This is a genomic window from Dehalobacter sp. DCA (assembly GCF_000305775.1).
Taxonomy (GTDB): Bacteria; Bacillota; Desulfitobacteriia; order Desulfitobacteriales; family Syntrophobotulaceae; genus Dehalobacter; species Dehalobacter alkaniphilus.
Window position 1 is genome coordinate 873,707 of sequence record NC_018866.1, and the last position, 23,104, is coordinate 896,810.

The window sequence follows — 23,104 nt, forward strand, 5'->3', positions numbered from 1 at the left end:
ATTGAATTGATGGGGAATTGTTGATGAATGATTAATTAGAAGGCTGTTTTGCTTTCAGGTCCAGTTTAATATGAAGCTCTTTGAGTTGGCTGTCCACGACCGGTGAAGGCGCCTGGGTCAGCAGACATGAAGCACTCTGGGTCTTCGGAAATGCGATGACATCGCGGATATTATCCCGTCCGGAAAGAATCATCGTAAGTCTATCCAGCCCAAACGCAATTCCCCCATGGGGTGGTGTGCCATATTCGAACGCTTCAAGCAGATAGCCAAATTTTTCTTTGGCCTCTTCACTGCTCAAACCAATCAGGTCAAAGATTTTTTCCTGAACATCCCTTTGGTGAATCCGGATGCTTCCTCCGCCGAGTTCCATTCCGTTCAGGACCATGTCATAAGCCTTTGCTCTTACCTTCAGTGGATCGGAATCCAGGAGGGCAATATCTTCATTCATCGGACTGGTAAACATATGGTGAATCGCCACATAGCGTTTTTCTTCTTCATCATATTCAAAGAGCGGGAATTCCGTAACCCAAAGACAGTTAATCATATCTTCCCGAATAAGCTCCATTCGTTTAGCCAGCTCTAGTCTTAAGTTTCCAAGCGCATTATGAACGACGGATTCCTTATCGGCAACGAAAAATAGGATGTCTCCGGTTTCTGCTCCCATCGCAGCCAACAGTGCGTTAATCTCCAGTTCGGTGAAGAACTTCAGAATCGGTGATTTCATTCCTTCGGAATCCATCACGATGTAGGCAAGCCCTTTTGCACCGTAAATGCTAACAAATTTGGTTAGCGCGTCAATTTCCCTCCGTGGCATACCGGCACAGCCTTTGGCGCAGATTCCTTTAACCCTGCCGCCCTTCGCGACAACGTCGGCAAATACTTTAAATCCGGAATCTTTGACAACCGGAGCCACATCAATCAGTTCCATGGTAAAGCGGGTATCCGGCTTGTCCGAACCATAGCGTTCCATTGCCTCCTGATAGGTCAGCCGCGGAATTGGAAGCGGAATTTCAATACCTTTGACTTCCCTGAAGATCTTGGCAATCAGGTTCTCCATCATCGGCAGAAGGTCTTCAATCTCAATAAAGGACATCTCCAAATCGAGCTGGGTAAATTCCGGCTGGCGGTCCGCGCGCAAGTCTTCATCACGGAAACAGCGGGCGATCTGAAAATATTTTTCCATGCCAGCGACCATCAACAACTGTTTAAAGATCTGCGGTGATTGGGGCAATCCATAAAATGTTCCCTGATTCACGCGGCTGGGCACGAGATAGTCTCTGGCCCCTTCCGGTGTTGACTTAGCCAGAATTGGCGTTTCAATTTCCAGGAATCCCTCACTGTCCAGAAAATCACGCATGATTTTCGTGACCCGGTGTCTGATCTTAAATATGTTCTGCATTTCGGTCCGGCGGAGGTCGAGATAGCGGTGTTTCAGCCTGACACTTTCATCGACATCCACATTGTCCTGGATATAGAAAGGCGGAGTTTTCGCTTTATTGAGTATTTCCAAGTTTTCGATCACAACTTCAATTTCTCCGGTAACCATGTTCGGATTTTCTGAACCTTCAGGTCTCACCCGGACGAGACCTTCGGCCTTTATCACATACTCCGAGCGGAGTTTTTCAGCCTGATTAAAAGCGTTTGCAGGCATATCCGGATTGAAGACAATCTGGACAATGCCGGACCTGTCGCGCAAATCAACGAAAATAACGCCTCCATGGTCTCTTCTGGTCTGAACCCAACCCAACAACTTTACTTTTTCGCCTGCGTTTTTCCTGTTCAGCGTACCCGCTCCGATTCTTTCTGCTAACATGGACATCCTCCTACATTTCACATTTCGTATGATTCAACAAAAAAGCTTTGATTTGATCCAGCGGGATTTCCTGCTGTTCTCCCAACCGCATATCGCGGACGATCACCATTTTCCGGGCAAGCTCATCGTCACCCAATATTAGTACATAGCGGGCTTGTTCCCTGTCTGCATATTTAAGCTGACCTTTAAGCCCTTTTCCAAGAAGGTCCATGACTGCCGGCAGCCCGGCCTGCCGCAGATCACCTAAAAGTCTGAATCCTTCCTGTCTGGCCGCCTCACCCAGAGCTGCAATCACGACCGGCGCTTCAACCTCAGGCATCATTTCAACACTCTGCTTTTCCATGACACTCAGGATACGTTCCAGTCCCATGGCAAAACCAATTCCCGGTGTGGCCGGCCCGCCAATTTCCTGGACAAGACCATCATAACGCCCGCCACCACAAATCGCGTTCTGGGCGCCGATACCTTCAGCTGTGACTTCAAAGGCTGTTTTTTGATAATAATCCAGCCCGCGAACCATTCTGGGATTAATCCGGTAGGCAATCCCAGCGATATTTAAATATTCCTGAGTCTTCGCGAAATGTTCCGCACAGTCTACGCAGAGCGTATCCAGGGTCGTCGGAGCATTTTCCGTCAGCTTTTGACAGGAACTGTTCTTACAGTCTAAAATCCGCATCGGATTTTTGGTAAAGCGGTTCTGGCAATCCGGACAAAGATCATCCTTGCGTTCCTGCAGAAACTCCTGCAGCCTAATCCTATGCTCAGCCCGGCACGTCGGACAGCCCACGGAATTGATCTCAACCACGAGTCCCTTAAGGCCGATTCTACCAAAAAAATCCCAGATCAGACAGATGATTTCGGCATCGACAAGCGGATCTTCTCCACCGAGCACCTCTGCTCCGAACTGGTGGAATTGCCGAAAGCGTCCGGCCTGGGACTTCTCATAGCGGAACATCGGGCCGAGGTAATACATTTTGACCGGCTGCTGCAGCGCATAAAGCTTGTTCTCTGTATACGCCCTGCAGACGGAAGCCGTCCCTTCAGGGCGCAGCGTGATGGATCTCTGCCCTTTATCTATAAAGGTATACATCTCTTTATTGACAATATCCGTTGTCTCTCCGACGCCACGCTGAAAAAGTTCGGTCGCTTCAAAGACCGGTGTTCTGATTTCTTTATATCCATACTCGGAACAAATCTTCCGGATTTGTTCTTCGAGAAATTGCCACTTTTCTACGGTACCCGGAATGATATCCTGTGTACCTTTCGGCCGCTGAATCGACATGATACTTCCTCCTGCACAACGGTAGATCAACGGATCATCCGGCGTGTCCAATCTAAAAAATAAGCTTATCTATTATAACACAATTATCCTTCAGACTCATCAGGGTTCCTATATTTTTTCATAAAACAGGCAAAAAATCTGTTAAAGATTGCTTTATTTTTTGATGAACCTGCATCAGTTGGTTCTCATAGCACTGTAGGTCAACCGGATGATAAATATTCTCGTGGCCTGAATCCTTCTTCCGTATTTTGCTGACACTGCCTGCGCCTAGCCCCATGATATTTTGCTGTTCTTCGATCACCGCAATATTATAGCGGCATTCTTTGCCCTGCAGGGCATAGCCGATATTCTCAAGGTTACCGGCAATATACTTTTGTCGGTACAGATAATACGGAATATATCCGCGCTGTTGAATCCTGCGGTGGACTTCGCGCTGAATATCCTGCCAGTCTATAGCATCTTCACGGTTTGAAGCCGAATGGTTCTCCCAGGCCGCAGAGCCTCGTTTCAGCGCCAGGGCATGGACGGTAATGTTATCCGGTTGCAAAGCCAGTACTTTTTCCACACTGTCCAGGACTTCCTCAGATCCTTCACCTGGCAGTCCAAGGATCAAATCCATATTGATCACCCAGTCGGAAACATCTCTGGCTAGAAGAAAACACTCCCGGATATCGGCGGCCGTATGCCTACGTCCAATCACGGGCAGGGTTGCCTCCTGCATGGTCTGAGGGTTAACGCTTATCCGGTTCACCCCAAAATTCTTCATCACTGTCAGTCTTGTATGATCAATCGTATCCGGTCTACCGGCCTCAACAGAATATTCACACCGCTCAGCCTGTGGAATCTCATCACGGATGGTTTCCAGCAGCATCTGCAGGTCGGCGGCGCTTAGCACCGTCGGTGTACCACCGCCGATATAAAGGCTGTCGGCCTTCATACCCAGTCCCCGCATCATTTCCCCAGTTAGTTTTACTTCCTTCTTCAGGGCTTCCAGATAGCGGCAAAGCTGTCCGGTTTGTTTACCGGTCAGGGTGTTGGAAGGAAACGAGCAGTAGAAACAGCGGGACGGACAGAACGGTATCGCAAGATAAACGCCGGCAAAATGCTCGGCTTCTTTCATCGTTTGGCGGAAAGGCTGTTGAACCTGCTCGAGCTGGTGAAGCAGGCTCACCTTTTCCTGGTCAACGAGGTAAAGTTCTCGCAGGACTTTATTCTTTTGTTCTTCGTCATATCCGAGATCGGTCATTTTGCCAATGATTTTACCAGGCCGTATCCCGGTCAGACTTCCCCACGGAAGTTTTTTTCCGGTATATTCGGATAAAAATGTACATAATCCTCTTTTTAAAATGATCTGGGACAGCGGTTCTTTGCCAGGAAGCTTCAGTCTGTAGAAATCATCCGCTGATCCCGTCTGCACTGTCTTCGCATATTTTTTTCCGGTCGTTCTGTCGGTTAGGCAGATTTCATAAACCTTTTCCGAGGCAGTATTCACGGACTCTATGTTCATGCAAAAACCTTCAGCATCAGACCGTTCATTATCAGCGGCAGACCGCATTATTCCAGCATCGGATCGAACGGCAGCTGATGGCATGTCATCCGGTAGTACGTCGGAAGATAACTCTCCTGCCATAAAATTTCTGCATGTTCTAAATTTTTTACCCGGAAAAAAAGCTGCTATAATTTGTGAGCAGCTGGCCAGCATTTTCGGATCGATTGTGGAACTACAAAGAAGAATGCTTTCCTCCATCAGGCCAGGTCTCCACTGATATATGGATTTCTGACCCTTTCCCGGCCAATGGATGAAAAAGATTCATGTCCGGGATAGACCAGGATTTGGTCGTCCAAAACCATCAGCTTATCATGGATGCTGCTGAGTAGTTTATGAAAATCCCCCCCTGGAAAATCCGCTCTGCCGATGGAACAGTCAAAGAGCGTGTCCCCGCTGAACAGCACACCGTCCGTCAACAGGCAGATGCCGCCCGGTGTATGTCCCGGTGTGTGGATAACTTTCATTTGAACTTCACCAATAAAGAATTCCTGACCGTCTTCCAGCAGTATTTCAGCCGGAGACATCACGTAGTCCCTGCTGAACATTCTGGAAAGGTTTTTCTGAGGATCCGTCAGCATCCCTGCATCCTCCCTGTGAACAGCGACTTCAGCATGCAGGGTTTTTCTCAATTCTTCAGCTGCCCCGATATGGTCATAATGTCCGTGCGTCAAGATAATCCGTTCAACCTCGAGGTTATGCCTCCTCAGCAAATCCTTGATCATCGCACTGCCCGATCCGGGATCGATGATTGCAGCCTTTTTGGTCTTGTCACAAGCCAGTACGTAGCAGTTTACTCCCAAGACAGGTGTAATTATTCTTTCAATCACGCGATATCGCCACCTCTAAATAATATTTTAATTATTTCCTCCGCCCTGAATCCTTTCGACCACGGTAACATCTTTGACTTTGCGGAACTTGTTAAGAACAAAGTTTAAATGGTCGAGGTTTTTCACTTCGATTCTCAGACGGATATGGGAGACGCGGTCTTTGCCTACCCGGGCACTCATTCCGAGCATATGGGTCCGTGTTTCGGTGATCACGTTCATGATGTCGCTGACCAAACCCACGCGATCCAGACCGATAATCTCGATGTCTACAGGATAGATTGACTCGACAGCGGCTTCCCATTCAACCTCAACGATCCGCTCCTGCTCTTCTGCCGTAAGGCCAACGAGCTCCGAGCAGTCCGCCCTGTGGATTGATACGCCGCGGCCTCTCGTTATATAGCCGATGATCGAATCTCCGGGAAGCGGATTGCAGCACCGGGAAAACCGGATCAGGATATTGTTTACCCCCTTGACCGATACTCCCTGGGAATGCTTCACCAGGTGCTTGTGTTCTGCCTGAATCGGGAGAAGCGGTGTTTTCAGCTCTTCTTTCAGGATTTCTTCCTTCAAACGGCCCAGGGCCTTTTTAAAAGTAATCGCACCATCACCCATTGCTGCATATAGATCATCAATGTTGTTAAAACTGAAGCTCTTGGCTAATTTGATCATGTTTTCTGATTTTAAGGCTGTTGACGGTTCAAGACCAAGTTTCCTGGCTTCACGCTCGAGGCCTTCACGTCCTCTGATAATATTCTCTTCTCTTTTTTCTTTCTTAAACCACTGGCGGATCCTGTTTTTGGCCTGAGAGGTCTTTACAAGACAAACCCAGTCTCTACTCGGTCCGGTGGGTGTCTTGGTTGTCAGAATCTCAACAATATCCCCGTTTTTCAATTTGGTGTCAAGTGGAACGATTCTTCCGTTGATTTTAGCACCGATACAGCTATGTCCGACATCCGTATGAACCCGGTACGCAAAATCAATCGGACAGGAATCGGCAGGCAATTCAACGACATCGCCTTTGGGTGTAAATACAAATACAGTATCCGCAAACAAGTCTATTTTCAGCGATTCCATAAATTCGCCGGCATCATCCTTAGAGTCATGCTGTACCTCCAGGAGCTGGCGAATCCAGGATAGTTTCTGTTCGAAATTACTCTCAATTTTTTTGCCTTCTTTGTATTTCCAGTGGGCAGCAATCCCGTATTCAGCCGTCCGGTGCATTTCCCAGGTCCGGATCTGGATTTCAAACGGGTCCCCGTGGTTTCCGATTAATGTCGTATGCAGGGACTGGTACATATTCGGTTTCGGCATCGCAATATAATCTTTAAACCTTCCGGGAATAGGCTTCCATAGGGTGTGAATAACCCCCAGTGCTCCGTAGCAGTCATTGACGGTTTTGACAATGACCCGGACTGCCGTCAAATCAAATATTTCACTCAGATCTTTGTTCTGATCGAGCATCTTTTTATAGATACTAAAGAAATGCTTCGGACGGCCGGCAATATCGGCTTCAATTCCGACTTCATCGAGCCTGATTTTAAGCTGTTCGATCACCTCATCGATCTGTTCCTGTCTTTCTTTTCTCTTCAAAGAAATACCTTCAACTAAATCGTAGTATTCCTGCGAATGCAAATAGCGAAAAGCGAGATCTTCCAGCTCCCACTTGATCCGGAATATCCCGAGCCTATTGGCTAAGGGCGCATAGATCTCGATCGTCTCCTGCGCAATTTCCTTTTGTTTAGATTCAGACTGATATTTCAGGGTCCGCATATTGTGCAGGCGGTCAGCCAGCTTGATTAAAATAACCCGAATATCCTTGGCCATCGCCAGAAACATTTTCCTTAAGTTTTCAACCTGAACTTCAACCTTGCTCTTGTACGAAATTTTGCCGAGTTTGGTTACCCCATCGACGAGCCCCGCAACTTCATCGCCAAAATTCTTACGGATATCTCCAAGCGTTCTGTTCGTATCTTCAGCGACATCATGAAGCAACGCAGCAATGATCGTCGAATCGTCCATCTCCAATTCGGCAAGAATCGAGGCGACTTCCAGCGGATGATAGATATACTTTTCTCCGGAATTGCGGAGTTGGCCGCGATGGGCAAGTTCCGCATATTCATAGGCCTCTTCAATTTTTTCAAGGTTGTATTGCGCGTTATTGGAAATCAATGTTTCCTTCAGTTGTTGAAAATTCATTACGCCACCTCTGGGTTCCTATTCGCTCCAGACTCTGAAACGCAAAGAAGTCTGCAAGTAGGTTTTCTCGATATTGTTTAATTTAAATAAATACGGGCCTGTTCCGCCATACCAGCTGATGATGCCAAGTTCCTCAAATATTTTCATGATGTTGAGCTGCATTTCAGGTTTTTCCGCAGACCGTTCCCATCGAATAAAACCGCGTTCATCCATTACGCTCTTAAGGTTTCGATAGAAATCCGCCAGCATCTTTCTGGAAAGACGCGGTGCCAGAATCTTTTCTTCGAAGGCGGCAGTCTCGAAATCCGGCAGGCTCCCGCTAATGGCCAGCTCCGGTTCGGAATATCCCTCAGCCGTACAGGCGATTTCCTGCTTGGCTCCGACACCGGAAGGACGGAAATCCTTGACGACGGCCTGGATAGTTTCGACATTACCGTAGCTGTTCAGCTCAAGATTATAAATGATATCGATCATATCGATGTTTTTGACCAGATCAAATTCTTGTCCCTTTTTAAACGCCATAGCTTCCCGTTTAAGCTTTGCGGCTGCGAGCGTCATTTTTAAATGTTCCCGGCCTTTACCGACAATAGAAACGTTTTGGACGGCAAGGCCGTCCGTTCTTAAGACAGGTGCTGGATTTCCTGCCCCAAACGGAGCCATCTGTTCCAGCTCTTCCAATAACTGAACATTCAATTCATCCCACGATATAATAGAATCGATCTGAAAACGTTCCTTAAAGATGATCCCAAGTTCAAGAAAACTGTTGTTAAGCCCTTCCCGGAGCTGCGGGATCTGGTCAACAGGAACCGTAAATCCGGCCGCCTGCTTATGACCGCCAAATTTGCTTAAAGCGTCCGCTTGTTTTTTTAATTCGTCGAGAACATGATAGTCCGAGATTCCTCTGGCTGAGCCTTTCCCCGTATCTCCTTCCTCGGCAATTAGGAAGACCGGCCGCTTGTAGCGCTCCACGAGTCGCGAAGCGACAATGCCAATCACTCCGTGATGCCAGTTCGGTGAGGACAAGACAATGACATTGGGTATTGGGCCTTCAGCCAGTATGCGTTCAGCATCACAAAGGAGCTCCTTTTCGGTAAGCTGTCTCAGATTGTTTTCCTTGCTAAGTTCCCTGGCCATCTCCAACGCATCACCATAGGTCTCTTCAAGCAGTAAGTTCAGTGCCAGCCTCGCCGTATCCATCCTCCCGGCGGCATTGATTCTCGGAGCGACAATAAACGAGATCTGACCTGCCTTAAGCTTCTTGCCGAGAAGGCCGCATTCCTCCAGCATCGCCCTGATCCCGGAGTGCCTAGTATTTTCCATCACGGTCAGCCCGTTTTTGACAAGGATTCTGTTTTCCCCGACGAGTGGGACAATATCCGCAATCGTTCCGAGTGCGACCAAATCAAGATAATCGTTCTCCGAGCCAAATGCCGCCTCAGAATAACCTAAACGGGCGTATAAGGCCTGCAGGAGTTTAAAGGCTACCCCGACACCGGCCAAATGCGGAAACGGATAACCTGAATCTGCTATTTTGGGATTTAATATTCCAACTGCGCAAGGCAGTTCGTCCGGCGGTTCATGGTGGTCCGTGACAATGATGTCGATGCCGCAAGTTTTAGCAAAGGTTATTTCCTGGACAGCTGAGATTCCGCAGTCAACAGTGATAATCAGCGAGACATTGTTTTGGCTTGCTTTTTCGATTGCTTCCGAATGCAGGCCATAGCCTTCTTCCCGGCTCGGGATATGGACAACGACCTGATACCCAAGACTGATCAGGCCCTTATACAGTAAGGCTGTTCCAGTTACACCATCGGCATCGTAATCCCCGTAGATCAAAATCTTTTCCTGATCTGTCCTAGCCTTGGCAAGCCTTTGCAAGATGACCTCCATATCTTTAAACAAGAACGGAGAGTGCAAGTCCAGCAGCGACGGCTTCAGAAATTCCAAAACACTGTCTCTCGAAGAATAACCCCGGTTATGAAGAATACTCAAGGTACTGCGGGAGAGTCCCGCCTTTTCTAAAAATGCTTCACCCGAATACGTTTTTTGTGACAAAACCCACAAGTTGTTTTCCATAAATCATTCCTATTTCTGATATTCAGAAGCGCCATCAGTATTTTCTTTGGCAACAGTTTGACTGTCTTTATTCTGACTATCCCTCTGCGGTATATCAATCGGATCAGCATCCGAAGCTGGAGCCCTTTTGCTGGTAAATCGTTTATTGACTTTGGTTTCTTTCCTGCACTTCAATTCCCGGCGGAGTGCAAGGCAGAACATCAGTAAGGCACCGGCAAAGACCGAACAGAAAATAACGAGAACCAGCGGCAAATCTGCTGTCCAGAATAAGAAATGGATTGGAACAACTGCTGCATTTTGAACCGCAAAAATCACCACAATGAGCGCAATAATGATTGAAACTAACAAAATGACCATACTTTTCCCTCCTTTGTATCATTAATTCGTATCATTAATATAGTATATTTCCTATAATAAGCCAACCTGTGCAAAAAATAAACTTAAAAATTGCTTGAAGCACAATCGCTCTGGAAATACTCCGATAGTTGAAAACGAGCGGGATGCCTATAATAGCAGTCCAAATCAGGATCGCCGGTATAAACGGCAGCAGCATACCAAACAGGAACAGCGAAGTAACACTTCCGCCAGCTACCTTGAGGACACGAAAATTGTGTGTTTTCCTATTCAACAGATACGCCGTAATTAATCCAAAACACATATAGGCAAGAATGATGATTTCCCAGAACAGAATACTTCCTGGTTCATTCACCACAAAATTGACTGCAGATACAATTAGGCCCGCAATCACGAGACCGGAGTAATTACCAAGAAGCGTTATACCCGCCGCACAAATCAGGATTGATTCCAAACCCAGCAGATTCCAAAACAACAATCCGTCACCCTGCTTTTTGTCAATGTCTAGTACCTTCACAACCCTATCATATATCTCAGCAGAATATAAAGGCCTTAGGGCTGATATGGTACTGTTCCTGTATAGTATTGCCCCGTTCGCACTGGAATAATTATACACTCCGGCCAAATCTTATAACCCTTGATGAAAAAATAGTCCCTGCCACTATTCGAGCAAGAACTACATTAATTTAGAAATCAATTTAAAACTTTAGATAATGAGCTGCATTCCGACATGCAGACCTGCTTCAATAACCCTGTGATTAGTCTGGGGGACACAGTTCCGCTGTGAGCGGAGCACGATGCGGAGCGCGGCTTTTTGACGGCCACGGATGGCCTAATGTCGCGATGCCATGGAGGGCAAGGAGCGACTCGCCAAGGATGGCGCAACAGCCGAAAAGCGGTATTGTGACCCACAGACTTACCCGATAAAATTAAAAAATATTTTAGGGATACCCTGTCTTACTTCTCTTTCAGGTACAACTCATCAAGGTTAAGCCAATAATTGATCCGATCTTCACGGGGGTCCAAGCTGATATCAATATTGCTGAAAACAAGCAGCACGCTTATTTCCGGTGTCTCCAGTTTCAGGCACATATCATCCAAAGCTGCCTGATAGGTCTCCGCCTTACCCGGCGGGAACTTCGCAGCAATCTGGTCGAGATAACTGTTCATATCCTGTTCGAGAATCACACGGTCATCTTTCATAATCTTTAAAGACGGGATATTGTTATTGGCAGGGTACGTCCAATAGATGCGATAGGTGCCTTTGTCGCCGTCAATCGTGATATATTCCTTCCCATTTACATTTCCCATCTGCTTTACAGATTCCATCTGCATATTAATAGCCCAGCGGTAACCGCTGATATCTACGGGTTCGGCCGGTAACATCAGGGATGTTGCGATATAATTGTCTTTTCCCGGCATATCCTCAGGTTCTGGCCAGGTTTTATCAAAACCTAGTTTGTCTTTGAAGACATCGCTCTGGGCAAGACGTCGATCAAACCAGGACGGCAGCTTTGCCTCACTGGCACTGGCCAGATAGTCCACTGCATCGGTAATGGATTCGCGTACGGCGCGTTCCGGCTGGACAGCGGAAGGAATCAGCTGGTTATCCTGTAGTATTCCCTGGCTAGCCAGTATCTTTTCCAGTCGGTTCACCTGAGCAGTAACCGGCAAATCCTGATAACCGACAATCGGCAATACTGAGAATACCGCAAGCACACAAGTCAGGACAGCAATTACAGCATGTGATCTGGCCTTTCGTATCATCAGCAGGACAGCCGCTGCTAAGGCCACAATCCAGATCAGTATGAAGGAATATTCAATCGTTTTAAGTCCTGACTTGCCCAGCTGGATCACGACTGCCCAGGCTTCGAAGGCGAGAATCACCAGGGCGGCGATCGGATAAACGCGGCGATAGAATTTTGCCAGTGCGGATTCGTAATTCGTGACCATCATATGGAGCCAAATCCCGCCGATGGTATAAGCTGAGGCAATGCCGGAAAGCTGGACGAAAGACGATGCGCCTATGCCGCTCATAGTCGTTTTGCCCGCCCAAAGAAGCAGAACTGCGGTCAACGCCAGGATAATCGGAATCATGATGCTGCCAAACAGAATTTCAATAAACCGCGGCTGTTTCTGGGCAACTTCACGGTGTTCGTCAACTTCTCCTTTGCGGAAATCCGGAAAATAACCCACAAAAATTGTAAAGACCAAAAAACCGGTCAGGGTCCCGATAACCATATAAACCTTGCTGCTCATGCCGTGATACAATAGGGCCTGGACAGCACCTGCCACGCCGGAAGCCCCGCCCATAATCACTGCTCCGTAAATGATAGCGATAAAGAAGGTCTTTTGCGTCATGAATAAGGACCTGGAGAAATCAGACTGGTCTTTGGGATATCCGGCCAGGATGATAAAAACCAGGAAACTGACCAGCATAGCCATACTCACCCGGGCAGCAGCCAGGACTGTAACTACAGCATAGTGGGATCCCTCCGGGGTCGTTCCTCCAAACTGGTAAAGTGCGAGGAAGGTTACAGCTGCGGCCATGACACCGAGCAGGTTGGCAGCCAGAAAAGCTTTTTTCTGGTTGATCCGGCTTTGAGCAGCCGTAATTACGGTCAGACTGAATACCGCACCCATTGCAAAGGCCCAATGCAGACAGTTAAACAGAAAGTTATAAGGTTCTTGTTGCGGCCAGTCAAGCTGAATCCTGATCAACGTTACGACGGCAAAACCGAAAGCACAGGCGATTGCAGCTGGAAAGGTTTGAAAGGCCTTCGCTGACCCACGAAAAACCTGAACAATCGACCGGGTAAAAGCATTCATCCGTATACCTCCTTGCGAAAAATTCTATTCCAAAGTAACAAATCAATTTTGAGTTAGTCTTAACAAATTTTCGACATACATACGATTATCCCTTCTTCATCGCTGGGTCCTGGTTTATTACAAATATACGCAACTGTGGAGCATCTGGAATCCGCAGTTACACTTCAAATATTATGTTAGACATCTTTGGCAGCCTTGGGTCCCCGGCAAATCGCTATCTTGCCGGTCCTGACAATTTCGATGATTCCGTAGTCATCAAGCAGTTCGCAAATCGCATCAATTTTGACATCTTCACCGGTCAGCTCAATGATCATGGTCTCTTTATTGACATCGACAATATGGGCCCGGAAAATTTCGGCGAGGTTTACAATTTCCGCCCTGTTTTCCGGCGAAGCCTTCACCTTGATTAAGGCCAGGTCTCTGTGTACCCTGTCCTTTCCTGTAAGATCAATGATTTTGATCACATTAATCAGCTTGGAGAGCTGATTGACAACCTGTTCCAATTCATATTCATCATCGGCATCAACCACAATGGTGATTCTGGACATGTCGGCTTCCTCGGTATAGCCGGCGTTAATGCTTTCAATATTAAAATTCCTCCGACTGATCAACCCGGAAACATGGGTCAAAACACCCGGTTTATTTTCCACCAATACGACTAAGGTATGTTTCATTTTCAGCCCCCCAATATCATTTGGTTTAGACCGGCCCCGGTCGGAACCATCGGCAAAACATCCTCTTCTTCAGGAATGCGGATATCTACCAGGAATGGGCCTTCCGAGAAGATTGCTTTTTTTAGTACAGCTTCAATTTCTTCTTTCTTATCAAGACGGACGGCAGGAACGCCCATCGCTTTGGCGATCTCGACGAAATCTGCTTTCGTTCTCATACAGGAATGTGCATAATGGCTGTTGTAAAATTCCCGCTGCCATTGGGCAACCATTCCCAAAGATTGGTTATTCAAGATCATGACTTTGACAGGCAAATTTAAGTCGGCAATCGTCATCAGCTCCTGGCAATTCATCATAAAGCCTCCATCGCCGCATATGCAAATGACCTTCTTATTTGGTTCCCCGACCTGGGCTCCCATGGAAGCCGGAAGGCCGTAACCCATCGTTCCAAGTCCTCCGGAAGTCAGCAGCGACCTTGGGTGTTTAAAACCGTAGAACTGGGCGGTCCACATTTGATTTTGTCCTACATCCGTAACAATAACTGCATTTCCTTCTGTGATTTCACAGATCTTTTCAATCACAGGCTGCGGCAGTATTTCATCCGTATCTTTTTTATACGTGAGCGGCTTTTCCTTTTTCCAGCCAGACAGCTTTTTCAGCCACGGTTTAAACTGATCCTGCCATTCTTGGGCGGGTTTCTCCTGCAGTTTTTGATAGAACTTCTCGAGTGTCCAACGCAGATCGCCAATCACCCGGATATTTGCCCGGACATTTTTATTGATTTCAGCCGGATCAATATCAAAATGCACGATTTTAGCGTTAGAAGCAAACTGATCCAGCCGTCCTGTGACCCGGTCATCAAAACGCACGCCAATTCCAATCAGCAGGTCGGTCTCGGTGGTGGACATATTCCCGGCATACGTGCCGTGCATCCCAATCATGCCAAAAAAATGAGGATCATCACTCGAGATGCAGCCCAGCCCCATCAGGCTCGAGACAGTTGGCATCCCGGTATAGGCTATTATTTTTTGCATGATTTCAGAAGTGTCCGACAGATTCAGACCGCCCCCGACAAAAAATAAAGGCTTTTTGGCGAGTTTAAGCTCGTCAAATACGGCATTCATCGTCTGGCTGTCTCCCTCGCAGATCGGGGTATAGCCTCTTAGATTAACCTCTGCGGGATACTCAAAATCTATTTCTTCCGCAAAGATATTTTTCGGAATATCAATTAAAACAGGACCCGGACGGCCCGTACGTGCAATATAAAAAGCTTCTTTCACGGTCTTCGGCAAATCCCTGACATCCCTAACCAGATAATTATGTTTGGTAATCGGGGTTGTAATCCCGCGGATATCCGCTTCTTGAAAGGAATCCCGCCCTAAAAAAGGTACGGCAACCTGACCGGTAATCAGCACCAGCGGGACAGAATCCATATAAGCTGTCGCAATTCCAGTGATAAGATTCGTGGCCCCGGGGCCGGAAGTCGCCATACACACACCGACCTTGCCGGTTGCCCTGGCATAGCCGTCGGCAGCATGGATTGCGCCCTGTTCATGTCTTGGCAGAACATGAGGAAATCCGGACATATACAGCGCATCATACAAAGTTAAGACCGATCCGCCGGGATAGCCAAAAACGACTTGTACATCTTCCTTTTTAAGACATTCAATGATTGCTTGTGCTCCGGTCATTTTCATTCTGCTATCTCTCCTCTCTCTTGTATGTATTATAGTACAGAACGCAAATAAATGCACGAACTATATCAGTTCAGTCTATTCATTGTTCTTGTTATTTATTAACTTAATTGAAAGTCACACACTGTTTCCAATTAAAATTCTACTGTAAGATTGGTTTTCGCCAGATAAATTTTGCCGGCATAATACTGGGAAGCTTCATCTGCCAACTTTGCTGTTTCACCAATATGTGGGAAATGGGTCAGAAGAAGTGCTTTTGCGTCGATACGTCTGGCCAGGGCCGCAGCTTCGGTAGAGGTCAGATGCCCCTGGAATAAGCCGGTTTCATGGGCATACAGGCTTGATTCAGTAATCAACAGATCTGCTCCGCCCTCAAACCGGCTTAAATCAGATGCAGGCCCAAGATCACCGGTATAGACCAGGACTTTGCCGGCATATTCAAACTTCATTGCCAGGTTGTAGGCATCATGGACGGTTGGAGCAAAGGATATTTTTAAGCCGTCAAGATCGAGAACCGCATCCGGCTTTATTTCTATACCGCTGCTGTATTCACCGAAGGTCAATTCCTCAAAATGTCCCGGATGATTGCTTGCATAAACAGGAAGCGGCTGCGTTCTTTTCTTAAACGCAAACGCAAATTTGCTCGCATACAGAAGGCATCCGAGGTCTGCCGTATGGTCATGGTGAAAATGGGAGATAAAAACCGCGTCGATCTGCTCGTGGGAAACATGCTTCCATAAATTTGCCAATACCCCGCTGCCGCAATCCAACAGGACCGTATGCCTGCCTGTCTGCAAAAGATACCCTGATGTTGCCTCTCCTGCTTCGGGATATGCTCCCCAGCAGCCTAGTACTGTTAGCCTCATTTTCCTCGTCCTTTCTAAGCGTATGTGGTATCTTACTTGGGCTGGTCTCCATAATGTATAGCCGCTTTCGGCAAGTTGCGCCCTCCGTGGCGCAAAAAGCCGCGCTGCGCACTCCATGCTCCGCTTACGCTGTCTATACATTATGGAGACTAATTGTTAGTTATCAATGTATGATATATATCAGTAAGTAGCGCTGCCCTTTGCCAGCTGTAGTCCCTTCATATGAGATGTTAAATATAAGCAGGCCACGCGATTTTGATTTCTCCATGAATGTCAAAAAGAACCCCGAAAAATCCGGGGTTCTTTGATAATAGTACAAATTTAGCTTTCGACCGGATTATCTTTCTTATTGTCTCCGCTTGTTCTCTTTTTGATCTCAACGACAAGCTGGCTGGCAATGCAAATGGATGAATAGGCACCGAAGAATACACCGATAATCATTGCCAGGGAGAATGATCTGGTCGATTCTCCGCCCAGGAGGAATATCGCAAGCAGTGCGATCAGTACGGTGCAGACAGTCTTTACGGAACGACCCATCGTCTGCCAGACAGATTTGTCCACCATATCCTCGAAGCTGTCTTTCTTTTTCATGCGTCTTTCATTCTCTCTGATACGGTCATAGATGACAACGGTATCATTAATCGAATAACCAAAAATGGTGAGAATCGCCGCGATAAACGCTGCATCAATTTCCCACTGGAATAACGAGAATAGGCCCAGCGTAATAACAATATCATGTAGAAGTGCAATAACACCGGACAATGCATACACAAAGCGGAAACGAAACGATACATAAATCAGGATCAAAACAGACGCAACAGCCAGCGACTTCATCGCTCCCGATTTCAGTTCATTGCCGATAGCAGGCTGAACAAGCTGTTCTTCTACATTTTTCATATCGAACGAACCAGCCTGTTTCTGAATAGCATCTAGAAGCTCATCTCTTTTGGCTTGATCTAAGGCATCCGTTCTGACGATGGCCGATGTGTCTCCATCAGCCAGTTGTACCGTTCCAGTAAGCCCGACGGATTCCATCGCCTGGTTGATCTCTTCCTGTGTTACCTTCTCGTTAAACTGAATATCGAACATCGAACCGCCTTTATAGTCGATGCTCAGATTCAGCCCCTGCGTGAAAAGCGAAATAATACCAGGAATCAGAAGAATCAAAGATAAGACAAACCAGATATAGCGTTTTTTTACAATATTAAAATACAGTCTATGTTCATGTTTGACATCATCATAACTGGCCTCACTGGCGGCAGGGGTAACGACTGGGGCCGTATTTTTGAGTGCTTTTTTATCTTTATATTTGTCAGCCACTTATTTTACCTCCTTTATGCCAAACAGCCATTTGCTCATACGCGGGTTAATGCCAACAATCCAGCGCATAACCCAGCGGGTAAACGTGATGGCCGTAAACAGGCTCGCAACAATACCGACGATCAGCGTAATTGCAAAACCCTGGATCGAAGCAGACCCGAGCAGGAATAAAGCCAGAGCAGCAAAAATGGTTGTAATATTGGAGTCAAACACCGTAATAAAAGCCCGGCTGAATCCGGCATCCACAGCAGCCCGCAGCGATTTGCCAAGCTTTAGTTCTTCCTTGATTCTTTCGTAGACAATAATATTCAAATCGACGGCCATTCCAATAGATAGGACGAACCCTGCGATGCCTGGCAAAGTAAGAACCGTCCCGATTCCGTATAAGACCCAGAGTACAATCACCGAAAAAACGACAAGCGAAAAGTCGGCGACCAGCCCCGGTAAACGATAGAGCACCAGCATGAATAAGAAAATAAAAATAAGCGCAATGACGCACGCATTTAAACTCTTATTCAAAGAATCCGCACCTAGAAGCGCACCCACCTGGTTTTTTTCAACAATGCTCATGCTGACCGGCAATGCACCGGAACGGAACATAACAGCATACTGAGCTGCTTCTTCCAGCGATGAATATCCCTGGATCTGACCTTGCCCGTCCACAATCGGCACTGAAACTTCCGGATCTTGGATCTTCCTCTCATCCATATAGATACCAATCTTTTGACCGAGATATTTCGTTGTGATATCCGCAAACTTTGAGGTACCCTCAGAAGTAAACGATATTTGCACGACATAATCCGTGCGGCCGCTGGAAGTATCGACCGCTGCCTGGGCATTCTTCAGCAGGGAGCCGTCCATCAAGATATTTCCATCCGGATCCCGGAAAGTCAGCTTAGCGGTTGTCTGCAGAACTTTAACAGCCTCATCGGGATCATTGACTCCGGCCAGCTCGATAATAATTCTCTTTTTATCATAGTTCGTCTGAATATAGGGTTCGGATACTCCGAGCCCGTTAACACGTTCTTCAATGACAGCCCTTGCTTTATCCATATCGTCGTTGGTAATCGCTGCGCCATCTTTGCCCGTTTCCGCCTGTAAAACCAGATGAACACCACCGCGTAAATCAAGTCCTAACGGAATCCCGGTTTCAGAATTCGTCAGCGGCTGAATCGAAAAGAAAACTACAACAGCAACTAGAATTACGGCTATTGCAAGTTTTAAAGTATTTCCCCGTTTCATCCTTTTTCCTCCTAATAGAATAAAGGGACTCGCCCATACAAGCATTATTATATCCCTTTTGCATTTGAGGTGTCAATTTCAAAGCAATAAGCAAGTGTTACGGCACTTGCTTATATTTGGATTATATGCAATAGATTTCAAACTTCGCCAATAACAAATTTCCGTAATCAGAACTGTTGTTTAACGCAGTTTATTATTTAACCTCGGCATCGTTGTCTTCATCGATTACTTCGGTCTCTTCAACCTCTTCTTCAGGTTCAGGCTTATTCTTCTTATTACTCTTGACAGGTGTATCTTTGCCGCCTTCAGCACTTTTGATCGCGGACTTCAGTATTTCAATTTCAACGTTATTGGCAATCTTGATGACAACCGTATCTTCTTTTATTTTGGTAATGGTGCCCAATATTCCGCCGATCGTTATGACTTTAGCTTTCATCTTAATGGACTCCATCAGTTTCTGCCGCTCTTTTTTCTGCTTTCTGCTCGGCAAAACAAACATAAAGATAATCATAACTACAAATAGTACAAAATACATCATCGTTGTAGTGCTTTGATCCATAAGTAAAGAATCCCCCTTAATTGTAAATTACCTAAATATGCATACTTCATTTCATTATATCATCTTTATTCCGCAAATTCAGCATGTATTTAGATTATTTTTCTATTAAATTTTTCTATTTTAACTTAATTTCTAAGCTAGTTTTCAGAACTTTATTATCTATACATACATTTCATATTATTGTCTTATTTTTCATAACCATAGTCCGCAAAGAATTGTTTCCGGTATTCCGGAAGCCGGTCTTCGGCAATCGCCTGGCGGACCTCTTTCATTAAATGGGTTAGAAAGTGCAAGTTATGGATCGTCATCAGCCGGTGTCCGAAAATTTCATCCGCTTTGATCAGGTGCCGGATATACGCCCGGGAATAATTCTGACAGGTATAACAGCTGCAGGTAGGATCAATCGGCGTAAAATCATCGGCATATGTGGCATTACGGACCACAACCTTGCCAAACCTCGTCATTGCTGTCCCATTTCGGGCAATACGCGTCGGCAGCACACAATCAAACATATCAATGCCGCACATGACACCCTCGATTAAATCATCAGGTGAACCCACACCCATCAGATATCTTGGTTTGGCTTCGGGCAGCAGCGGAACGGTATAATCCAGCACTTCGTACATCATTTCTTTAGGTTCGCCGACGCTCAAGCCTCCCAGCGCGTACCCTGGCAGATCGAGTTCGATAATCTCCTGAGCGCTTTGTTTGCGGAGATCCTCATACATTCCGCCCTGAACAATGCCGAAAAGTGCCTGCTTATCTGTAGTCGTCAGCGTATTTTTGCAGCGCTCCAGCCAGCGGAAGGTCCGTTCAGCGGATTTTTTCGTGTACTCCCGGTTTGCCGGGTAAGGCGTGCACTCATCAAAAGCCATCACAATATCCGAACCGAGAGCGATTTGAATTTCCGTCGCTTTTTCCGGACTTAAGAATTGTTTGGAGCCATCAAGATGGGATCGGAATTCCACTCCCTCTTCGGTGATTTTCCGTAAATCCCCGAGACTGAAAACCTGGAACCCCCCGCTGTCGGTCAAAACCGCGCCATCCCAGTTCATAAATTTGTGCAGGCCGCCTGCGCGTTTAATCAGTTCATGACCCGGACGCAAAAACAGATGATAGGTATTGCTTAAGATCATGTTGGCTCCGAGCGCCTTCAGTTCTTCGGGGCTGACAGATTTTACGGTAGCCTGAGTTCCCACCGGCATAAACACAGGTGTCTCTATCATGCCATGAGGCGTATGAAGTCTTCCCAGACGGGCCTTGGTACGAGTGTCTTTCTTTAGTATTTCCAGTTTAACGGCCGCCAAAACATTTCTTCCTCTCTTTTTGTGAAATTAACCTGGAAACATGGCCTTCCCCATGTGTTAACAGGAACTAGAATACGTGCATTTTTCCCATGTTAAACTAAAAACATGGCGTCCCCAAAACTGAAGAAACGATATTCCCCACGGACTGCGGTCTGATACGCTTCCAAAATCAATTCCCGGCCTGCAAAAGCACTGACCAGCATCAGCAGTGTCGAGCGCGGAAAATGGAAATTCGTGATTAAGGCATCGACAATTTTGAATTGATATCCGGGGTAGATAAAAATATCCGTCCAGCCTTCGGTCTCGGACAGCACATTCCCGGAAGCGTCCTGACAAAGTCCCGCTGCGGATTCCAGCGTCCGGACTACGGTTGTCCCAACCGCAATCACCCTGTGGCCTTCTTTTTTGGCCAGAGAGATTCTGGCGGCAGTCTCAGAATCTATGCTGAAATACTCCGTGTGCATTTGGTGTTCGGTGATTTCTTCCGTCTTCACCGGCCGAAACGTTCCCAGCCCGACATGCAGCAGGACTTCAAGAACCTCGACTCCGTTGTCCCTAATCCTCTGCAGCAGCTCTTCCGTAAAATGCAGGCCTGCAGTAGGCGCCGCGGCCGAACCGTTTTCTTTGGCATAAACAGTCTGATACCGCTCTTTATCGTTTAATTTTGCTGTGATATATGGAGGCAGAGGCATCTCGCCGAGACTGTCCAGGACTTCCTCAAACAAGCCGGAATACGTAAAATGAATGATCCTGTTTCCGTCGTCAAGAATTCCGATCAGTTCCCCGCGCAAAAGTCCTCCACCGAAAACAACGGTTTGACCCTGTTTTAACCTTTTGCCGGGCTTAACCAGGACTTCCCAGCGTTCCCTGTCTATTCTCTTCAGCAGGAGCACCTCAATTTTTGCTCCGGTACCTTCTTTTTGCCCAATTAATCTGGCCGGAATCACCCTGGTCTTGTTCAGGACAAGTACGTCTCCCGCATTGAAGAGTTGTACAATATCCTGGAATAAGTAATGAAATATTTCACCTTTGGCTTTATCCACCAGCATCAGCCTTGATGAATCCCGCGGTTCTGCCGGTGTTTGGGCAATCAGCCTTTCCGGCAAGTTGTAATCAAAATCCTCCAACCTCATTCTCTGCTACTCCATTTTCACCAAATCAATATTTTTGTAGTAATAGTTTAGGATATCCTGATAAGAATAACCTTGCATTGCCATATCATAGGCACCCCATTGGGACATCCCGACGCCGTGTCCCCAGCCCCTGCCGTTGAAAACAAATACACCGTATACTCCAGGTTTTTCTGCTATACCGTCATTGGAGCTCTTGATCCTGGAGAGCAGCGGACCAGTGCCTTCTTCCACAGACATCCCTGCCAAAGAATTCCCAGTCAAAGAAATCTCCGGAGTCTCCGGGGTGTTTTTCTGAAGTACAGGCATGATATATTCTACCTGAAATAGTCTTCCAAGGAAAGAATCATTTGAAAGAGGTCCTTCAGGATAAAACTTGCGGACAAAGTCCCCGCCAGATACCAATTTTTCGTTGCCTAACCAGTCTTGAAGCACGACACGGTATACGCGGCCCGATACATATTTCGCCAGCTTCACCTGTCTTACCGGGGCGAGATCAAAAGCTTCTCCAAGAACATCCGCGGCAATTACAAACCTCCAGTGATCGGTATAGCCTCCAATGCCGTTGGAAAACGGATCTGGAGTGGACGTATAATGAGCGTCCTGATTCTGCCAGACATTCTGGGGGACCTCCATATAACCACCGTTATGCGAAGAGTAGAAAATTGAAATGGGTCTGCCGGTATCCTGATCAGTCAGGACCTCTCCCGTCGTTGCTGTCACCGCCTGGCTGGCTTCCCCTTCCACTGATCTGCCGAGGTAAGCCTGATGGATATCGGGTGAATCCGTGATAACACCACCGTTTATATTTTTCAGCAAATATGTCCTTGCGGCGACTGCCTGCGCTTTCAAGGCTTCAAAACCCTTTGCTGCCCAGGCATTGCTCATCTCTATCGGAACGACTCCTTTCAAGTAGTCTTCCTGCTCAAGTGAATTATACAGCTTCCAGCAACCGTTTTCTTTCACAATAGAAAGATTTCCGCGGTAGCTGATCCAATCCTTTTCGGGTTCTCTGACCCGAAAAACGCCCTGATTCTCGGAAGTAAGCTTAACTTTATTTTTTTCCAGAGTCACGAACCGGTCACCCACAGCCAGGAAATCTGCCATACTGCTCTGGCCGATCTGGCAGCGGTCCCCGGCTGTTAAACTGACGCTGAAATCATTATAGTCAAGGGTATAACTGCCCTGTCTGACTTCGATTTCCAACCAGCCGGTTTCAGGGAACTGCCAGACAAGCTTCACAGTTACCTCCCTTGCAAGCGCTGCATTCGGTGTCAGGGTAACCAAAAACAGTGCTGCAACCAAACATAGGCAAAAGACTTTAAATAAAAAAGCGCTCTGATTAACACCGCGGCCATGAAAAACCATCCTCGGATCAGCTCTCCTTCA

General features: G+C 46.9%; 18 protein-coding genes. All 18 read right to left on the reverse strand.

Features of this window, described 5'->3' with window-relative positions; all coding sequences use genetic code 11:
* Positions 1–31: 31 nt before the first annotated feature.
* The 18 genes from aspS to DHBDCA_RS04200 all read right to left on the reverse strand — a co-directional run bounded on the left by aspS (position 32) and on the right by DHBDCA_RS04200 (position 23,083).
* The gene (aspS, locus tag DHBDCA_RS04115) at positions 32–1,819 is read right to left on the reverse strand and encodes an aspartate--tRNA ligase (RefSeq protein WP_193352137.1); all 1,788 of its coding nucleotides are present in this window, start codon (positions 1,817–1,819) and stop codon (positions 32–34) included.
* Positions 1,820–1,823: 4 nt separating this feature from the next.
* Entirely contained in the window at positions 1,824–3,095 is a 1,272-nt protein-coding gene (hisS, locus tag DHBDCA_RS04120) for a histidine--tRNA ligase (protein ID WP_015042906.1), read from the reverse strand.
* Between the two features lie 118 nt (positions 3,096–3,213).
* Entirely contained in the window at positions 3,214–4,842 is a 1,629-nt protein-coding gene (gene hemZ, locus DHBDCA_RS04125; protein ID WP_015042907.1) for a coproporphyrinogen dehydrogenase HemZ, read from the reverse strand.
* A complete protein-coding gene (locus DHBDCA_RS04130; RefSeq protein WP_015042908.1) occupies positions 4,842–5,471 on the reverse strand; it encodes an MBL fold metallo-hydrolase in 630 nt (209 codons plus the stop codon). The genes hemZ and DHBDCA_RS04130 overlap by 1 nt, the downstream gene beginning before the upstream one ends.
* 27 nt (positions 5,472–5,498) lie before the next feature.
* Positions 5,499–7,667 carry a RelA/SpoT family protein gene (locus tag DHBDCA_RS04135; RefSeq protein WP_015042909.1) on the reverse strand — a complete coding sequence of 723 codons (2,169 nt, stop codon included), beginning with the start codon at positions 7,665–7,667 and terminating at the stop codon, positions 5,499–5,501.
* 18 nt (positions 7,668–7,685) lie between these two features.
* A complete protein-coding gene (recJ, locus tag DHBDCA_RS04140) occupies positions 7,686–9,743 on the reverse strand; it encodes a single-stranded-DNA-specific exonuclease RecJ (protein ID WP_015042910.1) in 2,058 nt (685 codons plus the stop codon).
* Positions 9,744–9,752: 9 nt separating this feature from the next.
* Entirely contained in the window at positions 9,753–10,100 is a 348-nt protein-coding gene (locus DHBDCA_RS04145; RefSeq protein ID WP_015042911.1) for a LapA family protein, read from the reverse strand.
* A 34-nt stretch (positions 10,101–10,134) separates the two neighbouring features.
* Positions 10,135–10,572, reverse strand: coding sequence for a hypothetical protein (locus tag DHBDCA_RS04150; protein WP_242824964.1), 438 nt, complete (start codon positions 10,570–10,572; stop codon positions 10,135–10,137).
* A gap of 482 nt (positions 10,573–11,054) precedes the next feature.
* The gene (locus tag DHBDCA_RS04155) at positions 11,055–12,926 is read right to left on the reverse strand and encodes a DUF4153 domain-containing protein (RefSeq protein WP_015042913.1); all 1,872 of its coding nucleotides are present in this window, start codon (positions 12,924–12,926) and stop codon (positions 11,055–11,057) included.
* Positions 12,927–13,102: 176 nt separating this feature from the next.
* Complete coding sequence (gene ilvN / locus DHBDCA_RS04160; RefSeq protein ID WP_015042914.1) at positions 13,103–13,600, reverse strand: acetolactate synthase small subunit; 498 nt, start codon at positions 13,598–13,600, stop codon at positions 13,103–13,105.
* 2 nt (positions 13,601–13,602) lie between these two features.
* Positions 13,603–15,294, reverse strand: coding sequence for a biosynthetic-type acetolactate synthase large subunit (ilvB, locus tag DHBDCA_RS04165; RefSeq protein WP_015042915.1), 1,692 nt, complete (start codon positions 15,292–15,294; stop codon positions 13,603–13,605).
* Between the two features lie 131 nt (positions 15,295–15,425).
* Positions 15,426–16,157 (reverse strand): MBL fold metallo-hydrolase, encoded by a 732-nt coding sequence (locus DHBDCA_RS04170; RefSeq protein WP_015042916.1) that lies wholly within the window; start codon positions 16,155–16,157, stop codon positions 15,426–15,428.
* Positions 16,158–16,478: 321 nt separating this feature from the next.
* Positions 16,479–17,477: a protein translocase subunit SecF gene (secF, locus tag DHBDCA_RS04175; protein WP_015042917.1), complete on the reverse strand. Its 999-nt coding sequence runs from the start codon at positions 17,475–17,477 to the stop codon at positions 16,479–16,481.
* The gene (gene secD, locus DHBDCA_RS04180) at positions 17,478–18,719 is read right to left on the reverse strand and encodes a protein translocase subunit SecD (protein WP_015042918.1); all 1,242 of its coding nucleotides are present in this window, start codon (positions 18,717–18,719) and stop codon (positions 17,478–17,480) included.
* A 193-nt stretch (positions 18,720–18,912) separates the two neighbouring features.
* Positions 18,913–19,278, reverse strand: a complete 366-nt coding sequence (gene yajC / locus DHBDCA_RS04185) for a preprotein translocase subunit YajC (protein ID WP_015042919.1) — start codon at positions 19,276–19,278, stop codon at positions 18,913–18,915.
* A gap of 185 nt (positions 19,279–19,463) precedes the next feature.
* Positions 19,464–20,585: a tRNA guanosine(34) transglycosylase Tgt gene (tgt, locus tag DHBDCA_RS04190; RefSeq protein WP_015042920.1), complete on the reverse strand. Its 1,122-nt coding sequence runs from the start codon at positions 20,583–20,585 to the stop codon at positions 19,464–19,466.
* Positions 20,586–20,677: 92 nt separating this feature from the next.
* Complete coding sequence (queA, locus tag DHBDCA_RS04195; protein WP_015042921.1) at positions 20,678–21,718, reverse strand: tRNA preQ1(34) S-adenosylmethionine ribosyltransferase-isomerase QueA; 1,041 nt, start codon at positions 21,716–21,718, stop codon at positions 20,678–20,680.
* Between the two features lie 6 nt (positions 21,719–21,724).
* Positions 21,725–23,083, reverse strand: coding sequence for a SpoIID/LytB domain-containing protein (locus tag DHBDCA_RS04200; protein ID WP_015042922.1), 1,359 nt, complete (start codon positions 23,081–23,083; stop codon positions 21,725–21,727).
* Between the last annotated feature and the right edge of the window lie 21 nt (positions 23,084–23,104).